The organism is Actinoplanes rectilineatus (assembly GCF_000962825.1).
Taxonomy (GTDB): domain Bacteria; phylum Actinomycetota; class Actinomycetes; order Mycobacteriales; family Micromonosporaceae; genus Actinoplanes; species Actinoplanes rectilineatus.
In genome coordinates, this window is the sequence record NZ_JZKF01000001.1 from 279,720 (window position 1) to 293,817 (window position 14,098).

Consider the following 14,098-nt stretch of genomic DNA (forward strand, 5'->3'; position numbering starts at 1 on the left):
AGTCTCCGTTCAGAGAATCTCCACTCGTTGCCGCCAGTATCAGCCGGACCGACTGACACAGGGGGAAACGAGATGACCAAGCCTTCCATCGTCCTCGTCCATGGGGCCTGGGCCGATGCCTCGAGCTGGAACACGGTGGCTTCCGAGCTGCGGGGGCAGGGATTCGACGTGCTGGCGCCGCCGAACGCGCTGCGCGGTGTGGAACCCGACGCCGCCTACCTCACGTCCTTCCTCGCGCAGCGGACCAGCGGACCGGTCGTCCTCGTCGGCCACTCGTACGGCGGTGTCGTCATCACGAACGCCGCCGGCGCCGGGGGCGACGTGCGCGCGCTGGTCTACGTCAACGCCTTCATCCCGGCCGAGGGCGAGAGCATCTTCGCGATCCTCGGCGGTTCGGGTTCCGCGCTCGACGTGCCGGACCCGACCACCGTGCTGGACATCGCCGGCTATCCGGGTGCGCCCGAGGGTGACGCGGAGGCGTTCCTGAAGGCCGACACCGTGTACCGCTACTTCGCCCAGGACCTGCCCAAGGCGCAGGCGGACCTGATCGTCACCGGTCAGCGTCCGATCACCCTGGGAGCCAACGCCGCCCCGACGACGACCGCCGCCTGGCGCACGCTGCCGAGCTGGGCCGTGGTGGGCACCGACGACCTGGTGATCCCGGAGGCCACCCAGCGGTCCCTGGCCGAGCGGGCCGGCGCGAAGATCTCCGAGGTCGCGGCCTCGCACCTGTCGATGGTGTCGCACCCGGAGACGACGGTCGAGGCGATCCTGGCGGCGGCCGCCCACGCCGGCGCCTGACGGTCAGCCGCCGGCTTCCGGCAGCGTGGCCAGGAAGCCGGCGGCCCGGTGCGCGAAGAGATGCGCCTCCCGCGCGATCGACAGCGCCCGGGCGTGTTCGGCCGCCGCGCGTACGGCGGGGAGCGGCTCGCCCCGGGCATGCCGGTGCCGGGCCCGCAACAGCAGCAGCAGGCCCTCGGCGTACCGCTGGCCGTGGGCGTCGAGGAACCGGTCGGCCTCGTTCAGGGCCCGCGCGGACTCGGCCGGCCGGCCGGATTCCAGCCACATCTCGCCGCACAACGCGTACCACGTGTGCAGGTTCGAGCGGGGCGGGTCGAGCAGCACCGCGGCGACGAGGCGCTCGGCGGCGGGTGCGGCGGAGGCGTCACCGGTGACCGCCCGCGCCCAGTACCGGGCCAGCCGCAGGTAGGCGCCGAAGAAGGTGTAGGAGTGCCCGGGATCCGCGGCGATGCCGCGGCCGGCAGCGGCCAGCGCCCAGGCGGGATTCCCGGCCAGCGCCGCGACACGCGCCGCGAAACTGGTCACGACAGTGATGGCGTACGGATCGTCGCCGGCAGCGGCCTCGAGGTCGTCGAGCAGTGCGCGGGCGGCGGGAACGTCGCCGTGCAGCGCGGTCGTCTCCGCCAGGATCCCGGCCGAGAGCAGCCCGAGGTCGTACCGCAGCGGTTGCTCGCTGCGCCGGCCGTCGCCGTTGTCGCCGTCCGTCCGGCTGAGATGGCGGTACGCCTCACCGACGTTACCGAGATCCCATTGGTGGATGCCCCAGGCCTGATAGCCGTACGCGCGGACGACCGGGTCGGCGGACGCGCTGCCGTCGTCAAGCAGCTGCCGTGCCAGCCTGCCGCTCAGGTCGAGCCGGGCCGCCTGGGAGTATGCGGCCCGCCGGGAGAACAGGAAGGCGGTGGCCTCCCGCTCCCGGCCGAGTTCTCTGGCCAGTCGTTCGGCCCGTTCCAGCCGTTCGGGAGCGGACGAGTGATACCCGGCGCGCATCCCCGCGACGGCGGTGAGCCGCGAGAGCGCGGACAACTCCAGCTCCGGTTCGGAAGCCGATCGTGCCGTCTCGGCTGCCGCTTCCAGACGGTCGGTGGCGACCTCAAGAGCTGACTTGGCGGCGGCATGGCGGCCGGAGTGAAGCAGCGCGGTGGCTGTCCTCGCCCGCCCGGCGAGCGGTCCGGCGGCCAGCAGATGGTGGGCGAGGCTTTCCGCTACCTCATCGTCCGGGCCGGAGCGTTCCAGCGCGTCGGCGATCCGCAGGTGCAGCTCGGCGGCCAGCGGGGACGGCGTGGCGGCGACAACCGACTCCCGTACCAGATCGTGTTTGAAGTGCAGGAAGAGCGAGCTGTCCCGGTCGAGCCGCAGCAGGCCGGCGTTCTCCAGCCGTTCGGTGAGGTCGAGGCAGGCAGGCACGCCGACCCCGGCCACGTCGGCGAGCAGCCGTATGTCGACGTCGCGGCCGATGAGCGCGGCGATCCGGAGTAGGTCCCGCGCGGCGTCGTCGAGTCCGGCCAGCCGGTTGCCGACCACGTCCCGGACGGTGGAGGGGACCTTCGCCCGCGCGGTGGCCTCGGCGGTCAGGTCACCCCCGTCGGCCAGGAGCCGGGTCAGTTCCCGGACGAAGAACGGGTTGCCGGCGGTTCGCAGGTGGATGGCCCGCACCACCTCGGGTCCGGGGACCTGACCGGTGTCGCGTCGTACCAGCTCGCCCGTCGCGGCCAGGTCGAGGGCGCCGAGGTGGATCCGGCGGTACCGCGGCGTCCGGCTGGCCAGCGCGAGGACCCGGGTCAACTCCGAGCCGGGATCCGGCGTCCTGTCCCGTAGCGCGCCGACGACCACGGCCCGGCGGGGCAGCCGGGCCGCCAGGTGCCCGAACAGTCGCAGGGAGGCGGCGTCGGCCCACTGCAGGTCGTCGATCAGAAGCAGGACCGGTCGCCGTCCCGAGACCTCCCCGATCACGGCGACGACCTGTTCGAAGAGCCGGAACCGGGTGCCCTGGTCGGGTTGCTCGTCGCCGGGGGACGCCGTGAGACGACGAAGCTCCCCGGAGAGCCACCGCGTTCGGTCCGTGGCCGGCAACTCCGCGAGAAGGGTGCGGACCACCTGAACCCACGGCCACATCGACGGCGTGCCGTCGCCGCCGAGACAGCGTCCCCAGACCGCGAGTGATCCGAGCCGGCCGGCCTCGCCGGCGATCTCCTCGAGCAGCCGGGTCTTCCCGCTGCCGGGTTCACCCTCGACGAGGACCAGACCCGAGGCGCCGCCGAGCGCAGCCTCCACGGCCTGCCGCAGAGCGGCCAGCTCGGCGCCGCGCCCGACCAGGCCCCCGTCCGTCCTCGCCGGCCTCGGGGAGCGGGCCGGCGTCACCGGTGTCAGGTTCCCGGTCAGCACCCGCCGGTGTGCGGCCGACAGGGCCGGGCCCGGCTGAACGCCCAGTTCCTCGGCGATCCGCGCCCGGACCGTGCCGAAGACCACCAGGGCCTCGGCCTGTTGACCCGCCGCCGCCAAGGAGACGATCAGGCCGGCATGCACCGCCTCGTTCAGGGGTGCCATGGCGGCGGCCATCCGCAACGCCCGAAGCACCCGGTCCGGCCGGCCCAGTGACGTCGCCAGCTCGGATGCCCGTACGCAGGTGTCCAGGAAGTCACCGTCGAGAGCGGCGAAGACGGATGCCGCGGCGGTTCCGTCGTTCCGCAGACCTTCGGCGACCGGGCCACGCCACAGACCCAAGCCTTCGGTGTACGCGTCGAGCGCGGCCTCCGGTCGACCGTCGGCGAGCAGCGACGCCGCATGGCTGACCAGCTCCCGGAAACGCGCGAGATCGAGAGTCCCGGGCCCGGCGGCGATCAGATAGCCGTGGCGTTCGCGCCTCAGATACGTACCCGGATCGCGGGCGGGAAGACCCGGCTGCATGATCCGCCGCAGTGTCCCGACGTACTTCTGGAGACTGTTGACAGCGCTGGCCGGGGCGTCGTGCCCCCAGATCAGCTCGACGAGAGTGGAGACGTCGGTCGGCCTGCCCTCCCGGGCCAGCAACAGTGCGAGCAGACTCGCCTGCTGCCGCGGCGGCAGGGGCACCTGGACTCCGGCGTACACGATCTGCAGTGGTCCGAGAATCCGCAGCGAAAGCTCGTCAGGGCCCGACATCGTGGACCCCTTTGATAGCGAGAAACCGGACGGCACAGCGTATCCGACCGGAGCGGGAGGGCCCGGGAAGGCCATATCGACCTTCCCGGGGATCGCTAACAGACGGTGGACAGCTTGTTGTCGAAGTCGCCGCCCGGCATTTCGGGGGTCTCCCACGGCACGTTGCTCAGGTCGTTGAGCTTCTCATCGGGGCTGAGGCCGTAGAAATAGTCCTTGCACGGCGCGTTACGGCCGAGGAAGACGACGGTCTTGCTCCGGTTGTCGATCGACGAGGCCTGGTTGTCGAGCGGTTCGCCGTTGGCGAAGGTCTTACCCGCGAAATCCCGGAGGCCTTCGCCGTGCATGACATAGACCGAGCCGGTGAAGTTCGCGTTCTGGTAGACGCAGATCTCCTCACGGGCGGAACTGCAGACATAGGCGGCCTGCGCTGCGGAGGCGGTGATCGCCGACCCGGCGGTGGCGACGGTGAGCCCGGCCAGGAAAGTGGCGACCCTGCGGCTGTTTCTCATGGTGAACCCTTTCATCGGCGATTGGCTCATATAGCCATGAATCGAACCGTAGCGGCGGCAAGTGGACGAAAACTTCCTCGCACTTGATGCGGTTCGGCGCCGTCGTCAGGCGTCGGTCCACCCGCGGATCAGAGCCGCCTGGCCGGCCGGTGTGCCGTCGCCGGCGACGAGGTTCCAGACGGTGACATCCTCGATCCAGAACTGCCGTCCCGTCTTCGCCACCCGCAGACCGCGGTAGCCGTCGGCGTAGCCGTTCCGCCGTACGTCGTCCATGAACCGGTGGCGTTCGTCCCGCGCATCGCCGACGGCCGAGAGCCGGGAGGGCAGGCCGGCGAACTCGTCCCAGGTGTAGCCGAACAGGCCCTGCGCCATCAGGTTGGCGTACACGAACAGCGGGTCGGCGGAGGTGCCGTGGGCGAGCAGGCCGAACGGTGCCGAATACAGCCATGCGGCGGCCTCGGCGCCGTGCAGCCCGTCCGGTACCAGCGCCTTGCCGGTGAGTGTGGCGTAGCTGCCGGTCAGCAGATCGGCGAACACGGCGTCACGCTCGTTCATGCCACGAAGATGTCGACAGTCGGACGCATCTGGGCGCAGATCCGCAGCACCTCGTGGATGGGGTGCTTCGCGAACGCCTCGACCAGGGTGAGGTCCAGCGGGCTGGTCCGGTGGTCGACAGCGGGGTACGCCGTCTGGGTCAGCAGGTAGTCGAAGCGCGGCGCCCACTTGCGGGATCCGAGCCGGGCGGTCGTCGAGCAGTTGTCCACCATGAACGAGACACCCCGGGCATGCATGTACGGGTTGAGCGAATCCGTCGCCTCGATGACCGACTCGTTGGCGATCTCCGAATACGGGTGGCCCTTGGCGATGAACGTGTCGATCTGGCCCATCATCACGCCGCAGAAGACACCGGCGGTGAACGGATCGAGCGGCAGATCCGCGTCGTCGCGATCCTGGCGCGCCACCTCGCCGGCACGCCACATGTCCGCCTGATCGATCTTTCCCATCGGGAAGTCGGTCAGCCGCTCGCCGGCCAGGATGACGCTGCGGATCTCGTTGCCCGAGGCGACCTCGTCGTAGATCTCGTGGGTGAGTTCCAGACCGATCGGGTACGCCGCGGCGTACGCCTGCCCGAACGTCTCCTGTCCCGCGGCGTCGAGCCGCTCGTACAGGCCGATCAGCCCGTCCTTGGAGACGATGCGCGAGACGGGGCCGGTGACACAGTCGACCGAGTGCCGGTACGCCTCGGTCTCGCTCATCCCCTGGCCGCGGAAACGGCGGTAGAGGCTCTCGACGATGCCGTGCACGCCGCCGAGCAGGATCGAGCGCTCCCCGGTCAGGTCCGACTTGTACTCCGAGCGCAGCGTCGTCCGGAACGTGTACGGGGCGCCGAGCGCCACCGACCAGCCCAGCGCCCGGTCGGTCGCCCAGCCGGAGGCGTCCTGCTCGACGGCGAAGCTGGCGTTGATCCCGGCGCCGTTCGTGTCGGCACCCTGCAGGTAGAGAGCGCGTACGGACGCGCCCATCCCCTTCGGGCACACCGCGATGACGTCGATGCCCTCTGGGAAGCCGCTGCCGAGCTGGTCCAGGTAGCCGAGCAGGAACCCGTGGGACAGCCCGACGGTGGCGCCCGGGCGCAGCGTCGCGAAGATCTTCTCGTACTGGGCGGTCAACGCGGCGTCCGAGATGAGCAGCAACACCATGTCGGAGGCGGCGATCACCTCGTACATCTCGCCCAGAGTGCCGTCGGCCTCGGCGAACCCGGCAGCGCGGGCGGCCTCGAACGACGAGGACCCGCTCCGCAGCCCGACCACGACCTTGACCCGGCCGTCGAGCGAGTCCCGCAGGTTCTGCGCCTGGGCCGACCCCTGCGGCCCCCAGCCGATCACCGCGATCTGGTTGATGCCCTCGAACGCCCGGGGCAGGCGGCCGAACAGGTCACGTCCACCCCGGACGATCGCCTCCCGGGTACCGGCCAGCGTGATGTATTCCTTGTCGAAGACGTGAGTCTCGAAATCCAGGTCGTTCGCCGTCATATCTCCACCTCATCGTCGGGTTCCGGGACGGCGGGTAACGCTAGCCCGGCCTTGTGGACGACGACTTCATGCCGATTTCAGTTTTCTGTCGTCCGGTGACGTGAACCGCCGGGCGCTGGGGCTCGTTTCATGGGGAGGATCAATTTACGGAGGGCAGGAAAGCGATGTCGTCAGTTCCATCAGAGTCGTCTGACGAGGTTTACAAAGCCAAGAGAAGAAGGCGGGAAGCTGTTTACTCGGCGGGTCTTGAATCAATTCAGGACCTTCGCGAGCAAAGTCACCCTTTTGAAGCGAACCTGCAGACCCGTCGGGTGCCTTCCTCTACCCCTACTATCGTTCCTGCCGGCGAAGAAGCCATAGCGCCGGTAGTGCCGATAATGGGAGTCGTTAAGGGGTCGGGGAAGCGGCAGCGTTCCATGGCCGCGGCGGCGGGCCTTGAATCGGCCACGGTGGGAGTCAAATATTCGGCGACGCCTAAATCGGAAACCGTGAATCGTGACAATTCGGATGTGTTCAAGGAGGGGGAGACTTTTACAGCATTCCGGGCAAAGATGACACGGGCGGTATTGACAGAGGCGCCGCGCCCCGTGGTTGAGCCCCCGTTGGAGTCAGAGTCGGAGTCGGAGTCGGAGTCGGAGGCTTTGCGCCCCAACCGCCGTGGAGGCATCTTGCTGGCCGGCGACAGTGAGGCGACGATGCGGAACGAACTGGCGAACATAGGCAACCATGAGGGGGGCACGACACCTTCTCAAGCGTTGGAAAAGTGGGCGAGGCTTCCTGAGACCCTGACCGATGGGGGGCGGGGTGAAGCGCAAGAACCCGCAGAGACGCGTGCTGAAGAGACCGCATTGACGGCGCCGGCCCCCCAGCCCGCGGTCCGCAGCCGAAGGGCTACGCCGCAATGGCTGACCCGCGGTGGGCTGTTTCAAGAGCATATGAGAAGGCATCGGGAGGCGACGGCAGCTCAAGTGACAAGTGTTGCCGGCCAATCAATGGAAGCTCCTGCCGGTGGATCGAGGGTGGCGCCGGCCGCGCCCGCGGCGGTAGCGCCGAGGCCCGAATCTTCGCGGCGTAGGTGATGGGCTGCTTGCCACCACGGCCGGTGCCGTGGCGATCGGTCGGCCGTGAACCCGGATGCGCCGACATCCGTTCCGGGATGAGAGCAGTAGGCCGATCCCATGGAGGCATCGATGCGGGCGCCCGAAATCAAACAGAATCCCCGTCGTCGAGACAAAGCTGATCCTGCGCGTATTCAGCGGGCGGCTCTCGACCTCTTGAGAGAAGATTTGGTGAATCTCTCGAAAAATGCGGACCCGGGGGATAGGGATGATATTCAGAAGGCGCTGAAGGAGCTGAAGACCCATTACAAGTGGAATTACGAAGCGATATCGTATGCGCGGAGCGAAGAGGAGCACAGGAGGACCAAGACTTACCGGATTTTTGCTAGAATGCGCTCGGGAGCGCGTCTCCTGCGTGGCGAAAATCGTCATCATGGCAAATATGGACGGTTGCTGATCGGCTCCAGTCAGCACTATGGGCATGGTAAGTACCATCTGTTGGAAACCCTTCGATCCGGCATAAAATTGGAGTCTCTGCTCTCTCAAGGAAAGCTGCCGGGGACCGCGGATTTCCTGAGAGGCGATTTTCTGCGCCGGCCGAATCAGATTTATGGTGGTGCTCCCCAGACCTCCGACGGGTTTCAGGCGACGCAGGGACAGGAACGTCGGTCAGGGGCGTCACCACAGGGCGCACTGCTACTGTCCGGTATGGGTATGCAGTTACCCGATGCTTCTCCGAAACGTCCTGTCTATCCGGGGCCGATGGCTGAGTCCGCCGCATTGACCGGCTCGGTTCATCGCACCGCGAGGCAGCGTGAACAACAGCTTCCCAGCCCGGTGGCGGCCCCTTCTATACCTCCTGCGCGAGGGCGTCGGTCCCAGTCGGCGCTTTGATCGGTCGTCGGCGCGGGAACCGGCTCGTGCAGGATTTCCCGCGCCGCGGCGACCACGCGCCGTCACCTCCCGGACCGCGTCAGGGTGCCCGCCGTGCTGTGCTCCTCGTCGCCGGCGCGGCGGGTGCCGCGGGTGCCCGCTTCACGGCGGGCTCGGCGCGCGGGCCCGGGGAGACGATGCCTGCCGCGGCCGCCAGTGAAGGCCTCGTGGGCCCGGCGGCCGGAGCGCCGCGGCCGGCCGTCATCCGCGCGATCTCCTGATCGGCTCGGGCCGCGGCGGCCGACCGTACGGCCTCGACGATGTCCTTGTTCAGGGCGTCCGGATCGGGGTTCGCGAAGACGGACGGGGCGAGGCGTACCCGTTCGATGTCGCCGTTCTCGGTGGTCACCACTGTCACGTCGCCCGATTCCGATGTTCCGGTCAGCCGGGCCGGCATCTGCCGGAGGGCCGCTTCGATCCTGCCCAGCGACAGCGATTCGTCCTGATCCATGGTGTCTCTCCTGCCGATGGCGGCGTGCGGATGACCGTTCACTCGCCGAACGCTTCGATGGGCGGGGCTTCCTTGTCGCGATGCGTTCGCGGTTTGCAGCCGGCGAACGGGCCGTCCGGTGAGCGCAGCGCGTTCATCGTCGGGGCGAGGAAGTCGCGATGCCAGCTGGTGGGGCCGAGGCGGTCGGCCTTGGGGCCGGTCAACTGCTGCCAGGCGAGCCAGAGCCCGTGCAGTTGAGCGATGGCCGAGGTGTGCATCCACCACTGTGTGCACCAGGGGCGGGCCGACGTCACCTCCTCAGCATAGGCCGGGACCAGCAGCCCGTGAACCCACTGGGCGAGCAGCGACAGCTCGATCGAGAAGTCCGGCTCGGGCAGGTACAGGATGAAGAACGGCTTGGCTTCGGGCTCGGTGCCGGTCGGTGATGTCATCGGTGCTTCCTCGATAGGGGACGAAGGCTGTTGATTCACGGTCAGCACCGCAGCCGGTCGCCGGGGCTGACGCCGAGCATCTGGCAGAACGTCTGATAGGCCTGCACCCGCGAGTTGATCGCCGCGGGAATGCGCCCGTTGCACTCCTTGGAGCCGTTGATGCTGCGGATCGTCTCGCCGAAGCCGTTGCCGCCGGTGATGGCGGCGTGCGGGGTCATCTTTCCGGCGCCCGGCTGGGTCATCCAGAACCACAGGGCGGTTCCCCAGGCGATGCTCGCGTCGTTCTTCACCAGGTCCGGCCGGTTCAGCAGGTCCACGCCGAGGGAGTCGCCGGCGGCCTTGTAGTTCATGTTCCAGCTGATCTGGATCGGTCCGCGGCCGTGGTAGGCGCGCTGGCCGGCCGGGCAGCCGTACGAGACGTTCCGGTTGCAGTAGTCGCCCCACAGGCTCTGGTTGAGCTCTTCGACGTAGCGCAGGCCACCGGACTCGTGGTTGACGTTGGCCAGGAAGGCGGCGATCTCCCGTTTGGCGACATCGCCGGATCCGCTGGCGAAGGCCGGATATTTGGCCATCGCGGTCGTCATCGCCGAGTACGTGTAGAAGGGGATGGCGTTCTTGAACATCTGGTTGAACACGGCCTGGTTGAATCCCGTGTTGCCGGGCAGGGGAGCACCACCGCCCCCCGGAGTGGCACCGCCGCCCGGAGTGGTCCCCGTCGAGGTGGGCGAGGGCGACGGTGCGTCCTCCCCGGTCGAGAACGTGCCGAACTGTCCGCGGACCTGATACGGATAGGCGTCCAGGGGGACGAGTTGGGTGCCGAGGGCCTTGACCTCGTCGATGCCGATGTCCCAGGCCAGCAGCGTCATGGTGAGGGCGTCACCGCCGATCTCGTGGTCGGCCAGCAGCTGCTGGACCTGGGTTCCGAGGTGACACAGGTATCGCGCTTGGGCGTGGATGGCGTCGATCGGATCGTTCACCGACTTCGTGCCGTTGTCGTCGTCGTCCTCGCCGTACTCGTCGAAGACGCCGGGGGGAAGTTGCGCGATGCCCTGTTCGCCGTCCGGGCCGACGGTGGCCGGGTCCCACTCCGATTCCACCTGGATCTGTGCGGCCAGCACGATCGGGCTGATCAGATCGCATTCCTGACCGGCTGATTCCAGGGCCGGCACCAGCTCCGGGCGGGGCACGGCGTTCGCGGCGAGGCGGCCCTTGCCGCTGCCGCCGATGATGGCGCCGGCAACGTCCCCGTTGCCCTCGCCCAGTAGCTCGGGACCGAACGACACCCCCGTCTCCGGGTCGGTGGCCAGGGTGGAGGTGCCGGTGATGGCGATGATGCCGACCAGGCACACCAGCACCACGGCGAGCAGCGGGACCAGCCCGATCGCGGCGACCGTGATGCCGGCGATCTGGGCCGCGTCCGGCGGTTTGGTCGTCTGAGCGTTCGCCGCCTGGCGCAGCATGTTCCCGCGTGCCATGTGTTCCTCGTGTCTGGTCGGTCGCCGGCCGGCGAGAAGTGACTCTCCCCTTCAGGAACGGAGACGTTCGCGGGTGGTTCAAGGAACGCCGTTTGCGGTGTGAACCCCCGCCGATGTCGTTCCGTTGCATGTCGGACCGGGAATGTGTCCACGACAGTGAAGGTGCGTCGATGACCTCGTTGAACAGGAAGTCCCTGAAGGTCCGTTGGCGGTGGCCCCGCGCGGGGCGCCGACCCGTGGCGATCGCCGGGCTCGGTGCGCTCCTCCTGGTCGGCGGCGTGCTGCCGATGCGCGGGGACATCGCCGCCCTGGCCGCCGGCGGATCGGCGGAGGGGCAGGAGGTGCCCCCGGAGCTGGCTGAGGCGATCGTCGCCGCGTCGCTGTCCTGCCCCGCGCTCACCCCGTCGCGGCTGGCGGCCCAGATCATGGCGGCTTCGCGCTTCTCGTCGGATGCCACGCGGGGGATCGCGGGCCTCACCGACGACGGGTGGAAGAGCTGGCATCCCGCTGCCGAGGCGAACCGCGACGACAGCGAGGCCAACGTCCAGGCGCTCGCCCATTTGACCTGTGACCTGGTCGGACAGCTGCGTACCGCGGGGCTGACCGGTGACCTGTGGCAGTTCGCGGTCGCCGCGAGCAAGGTCGGCATCGACGACGTGCTGGCGGCCAGGGCGGTGCCGGACTCGGCCCGCTCCTATGTCGATCTGGTGCAGAAGTACGCGGCCTGGTATGCCGACCAGGACCCGTTCCGCGTCGACGCCGGTGGTGGGGCCGCCGAGCCGTCGATGGCAGAGGCGGTACCCGTTCCGGACGCGTACGTGGCGTCGATCGTCAAGGCGGGACGGATCTGTTCGGTGGTGACCGCCGACCGGATCGCCGCGCAGCTGATGGCGATGTCGCGGTTCGACCCGAACCTGCGGTCGACGGACGGCGCCGAAGGCATCGCGCAGTTCAGTCCCGCGTTGTGGCGCCAGTACAAGGTGTCCGATTCGGCGTCGGTGTGGAACCCGCAGGACGCCATCCCGGCGCTGGGCATGGCGATGTGTGATCTCGAGGCTCAGCTGGGGCGACTGACCGGCGCGGACTCCTACCGGCTGGCGCTCGCCGCGTACCAGTGGGGTGAGGCGACGGTCCGGGCCGCGAACGGGGTGCCCCGCGCCAATCTCCCGCAGCTCTCCGACGCCACGCTGCGCTACCTGCCCACCTACGAGAAGGACACCCGGCTGACCGGCGGCACGTCCTCGCCGTCGCCGTCGCCGTCGTCATCTCCCACCGGGACGCCGACGACCGGGACGCCGACGACCGGAGTGCCGACGACGTCCTCACCGGCCACCGTCCCGGAGACGACGACGCCCGCGGCGACCGGAACTGCCACCACGCAGGCCCCGGCGACGCAGACGCCGGCCACTCAGGCCCCGACGACCAAGGCGCCGACCACGCAGGCACCCACCACCATCGCCGGGTTCGAGATCGGGAAGAACTACAAGCTGCTCAACTACTGGACGGGCGCGGTCGCGGAGCTTCCGGACAAGGACGCGAACACCACCGTCGGGGCTCATGTCCAGCTCTGGGAGAAGCGCGACCAGAAGGATCAGTACTGGCGGCTCACCGCGGCCCCGGAGGCGGGCTACGTCGTGTTCGTGAACGCGTACAGCGGGCATGCGATGGGCATCGAGTCCGGCGGCACGTGGGACGGGGCCAAGGTCCTCCAGGTCAAGCTGAACCCCACCGACCGCTTTCAGCAGTGGAAGCTGGAGCACATCGGCGGCGGCTGGATGCACCTGCGCAACCACGCGACCGGCAAGGTGCTCGACATCCTCGGCACGGATCGGGGCGCGGAGTCGGACGGCACCTGGAACGGCCACTGGGTGGAGCAGTGGGCGCAGGTGGACGCCGAGCGTGACCAGCGGTGGAGCCTCGTCCGATGACGGCGCGCACGAGGTACCTCATGGTCGGCGCGGCCGGGATCACGGTGGTCGGCACCATCGGTGTCATCGGCATCACCCGGGCCGACGCGGACACCTCGACGGCCATCATCGGCCTGTCCGGTAAGTGCGTCGACGTCGACGCCGCGTCCCCGGTCGACGGGACCAAGGTGCAGATCTTCGAGTGCAACGACACGGTGGCGCAGAAGTGGTCCTTTCACGAGGACGGCACGCTGCGGGCACTGGGGAAGTGCCTCGACGTCACCGGTGGTGCCGCCGTCAACGGTACGAGGACCGTGCTGTACGAGTGCAACGGTGCCGAGGCGCAGAACTGGTTCCCTCGCGCGGGCGCACTGGTCAACACGGCTTCCGGCAAGTGTCTGGACGTGACGGACTGGGGCCGGGCGGACCGTACCGGACTGCAGATCTGGACGTGCACCGGCGCGGCGAACCAGGCCTGGGAGTTCATGACCGACCGGGCGACGCTTCCGCACGAGACCTCGACCGTCCCGACCGACGGCGACACGCCTCCGGCGGATCTCGAGACACCGCCGGCCGGCGGTGAGACGCCGCCGACACTGGAACCGGGCGGTGGGGGAGCCGCGGGCCCGGGACTGAACGCGCAGCTCCCGCCCGGCGGCAATTTCGATCTGGCGGTCTGGCGGCTGGAGCTGCCGACCGGCCGGCCCGGCAGCCCCGACGTGATTCCGCCGGCCGAGCTGGCCGGGGTGAACGGGTACACCAACCCGGCGTACTTCTGGACCGACCGGACCGACGGCGCGATGACCTTCTGGGCGCCGGAGCGCGGGGTGACCTGGAAGGAGTCGAAGTACGCCCGATCCGAGCTGCGGGAGATGAACCGGGACGGCTCGTTCGCCGACTGGGCCCGGTCCGGCAGCCACACGCTCAGCGCCGAGCTGCGGGTGGCCCAGGTGACCCGGAACGTGTGCGTCGGCCAGGTGCACCTCGGTGCGGGTGGGCCGTCGAAGAAGCCGCTGCTGGAGCTGTACTACCGGCCGTCCGGTGACATCTACATCGGCGTCGAGAACTCGCCGGCGGGCGGGCAGACCCTGCACAAGGTCGGCAACGTCCCGCTGGGTGAGCGCTGGGCGTACGCCATCAACGTGTCGGGCGACACGATCAACCTGACCGTGAACGGGTCGCGGACGAGTTATCCGATCCCGAGCTCGTTCGGGCCGTACCGGCACTTCTTCCAGTTGGGCGCCTACAACCAGTCCTCATCCGCGAGCACCACGCAGGGTGCACGGGTGAAGTTCTACAGCGTCGGCATCACGCACGCATAGATGAAGGGGGGTGGGAAGATCCCACCCCCCTTCGACC

11 protein-coding genes are annotated in these 14,098 nt (G+C 69.0%); 4 read left to right on the forward strand and 7 right to left on the reverse strand.

Annotated features, from left to right (window positions below):
• The first annotated feature begins 72 nt into the window (after positions 1-72).
• The gene (locus WH85_RS01130) at positions 73-801 is read left to right on the forward strand and encodes an alpha/beta fold hydrolase (protein WP_045739677.1); all 729 of its coding nucleotides are present in this window, start codon (positions 73-75) and stop codon (positions 799-801) included.
• A 3-nt stretch (positions 802-804) separates the two neighbouring features.
• Here the strand turns inward: WH85_RS01130 and WH85_RS01135 are convergent, their stop codons facing one another.
• From WH85_RS01135 to WH85_RS01150, 4 genes are all read right to left on the reverse strand, one after another.
• Positions 805-3,942 (reverse strand): ATP-binding protein, encoded by a 3,138-nt coding sequence (locus tag WH85_RS01135; protein ID WP_045739678.1) that lies wholly within the window; start codon positions 3,940-3,942, stop codon positions 805-807.
• A gap of 95 nt (positions 3,943-4,037) precedes the next feature.
• Positions 4,038-4,451 (reverse strand): peptidase inhibitor family I36 protein, encoded by a 414-nt coding sequence (locus tag WH85_RS01140; RefSeq protein ID WP_169792391.1) that lies wholly within the window; start codon positions 4,449-4,451, stop codon positions 4,038-4,040.
• Between the two features lie 105 nt (positions 4,452-4,556).
• The gene (locus tag WH85_RS01145) at positions 4,557-5,006 is read right to left on the reverse strand and encodes an MEKHLA domain-containing protein (RefSeq protein ID WP_045739680.1); all 450 of its coding nucleotides are present in this window, start codon (positions 5,004-5,006) and stop codon (positions 4,557-4,559) included.
• Positions 5,003-6,484 (reverse strand): ketol-acid reductoisomerase, encoded by a 1,482-nt coding sequence (locus tag WH85_RS01150; RefSeq protein ID WP_045739681.1) that lies wholly within the window; start codon positions 6,482-6,484, stop codon positions 5,003-5,005. Before WH85_RS01150 ends, WH85_RS01145 begins: the two co-directional genes overlap by 4 nt.
• Positions 6,485-7,674: 1,190 nt before the next feature.
• On the opposite strand from WH85_RS01150, the gene WH85_RS49835 reads away from it, so the two are divergent.
• Positions 7,675-8,436 carry a hypothetical protein gene (locus WH85_RS49835; RefSeq protein ID WP_157410666.1) on the forward strand — a complete coding sequence of 254 codons (762 nt, stop codon included), beginning with the start codon at positions 7,675-7,677 and terminating at the stop codon, positions 8,434-8,436.
• A 79-nt stretch (positions 8,437-8,515) separates the two neighbouring features.
• Here WH85_RS49835 and WH85_RS01155 read toward each other — a convergent pair whose 3' ends face one another.
• Genes WH85_RS01155 through WH85_RS01165 form a run of 3 tightly spaced genes read right to left on the reverse strand, consistent with a single transcriptional unit; the run spans position 8,516 to position 10,832 of the window.
• A complete protein-coding gene (locus WH85_RS01155) occupies positions 8,516-8,926 on the reverse strand; it encodes a YbaB/EbfC family nucleoid-associated protein (protein WP_045739682.1) in 411 nt (136 codons plus the stop codon).
• Positions 8,927-8,964: 38 nt separating this feature from the next.
• Positions 8,965-9,357, reverse strand: coding sequence for a DUF4913 domain-containing protein (locus tag WH85_RS01160; RefSeq protein ID WP_045739683.1), 393 nt, complete (start codon positions 9,355-9,357; stop codon positions 8,965-8,967).
• A 41-nt stretch (positions 9,358-9,398) separates the two neighbouring features.
• Complete coding sequence (locus tag WH85_RS01165; RefSeq protein ID WP_045739684.1) at positions 9,399-10,832, reverse strand: glycoside hydrolase family 19 protein; 1,434 nt, start codon at positions 10,830-10,832, stop codon at positions 9,399-9,401.
• Positions 10,833-11,002: 170 nt separating this feature from the next.
• On the opposite strand from WH85_RS01165, the gene WH85_RS01170 reads away from it, so the two are divergent.
• Both WH85_RS01170 and WH85_RS48360 read left to right on the forward strand, forming a co-directional pair.
• Complete coding sequence (locus tag WH85_RS01170) at positions 11,003-12,760, forward strand: RICIN domain-containing protein (RefSeq protein ID WP_169792392.1); 1,758 nt, start codon at positions 11,003-11,005, stop codon at positions 12,758-12,760.
• Positions 12,757-14,061, forward strand: coding sequence for a polysaccharide lyase family 7 protein (locus WH85_RS48360; protein ID WP_083448691.1), 1,305 nt, complete (start codon positions 12,757-12,759; stop codon positions 14,059-14,061). Before WH85_RS01170 ends, WH85_RS48360 begins: the two co-directional genes overlap by 4 nt.
• Positions 14,062-14,098: the final 37 nt, after the last annotated feature.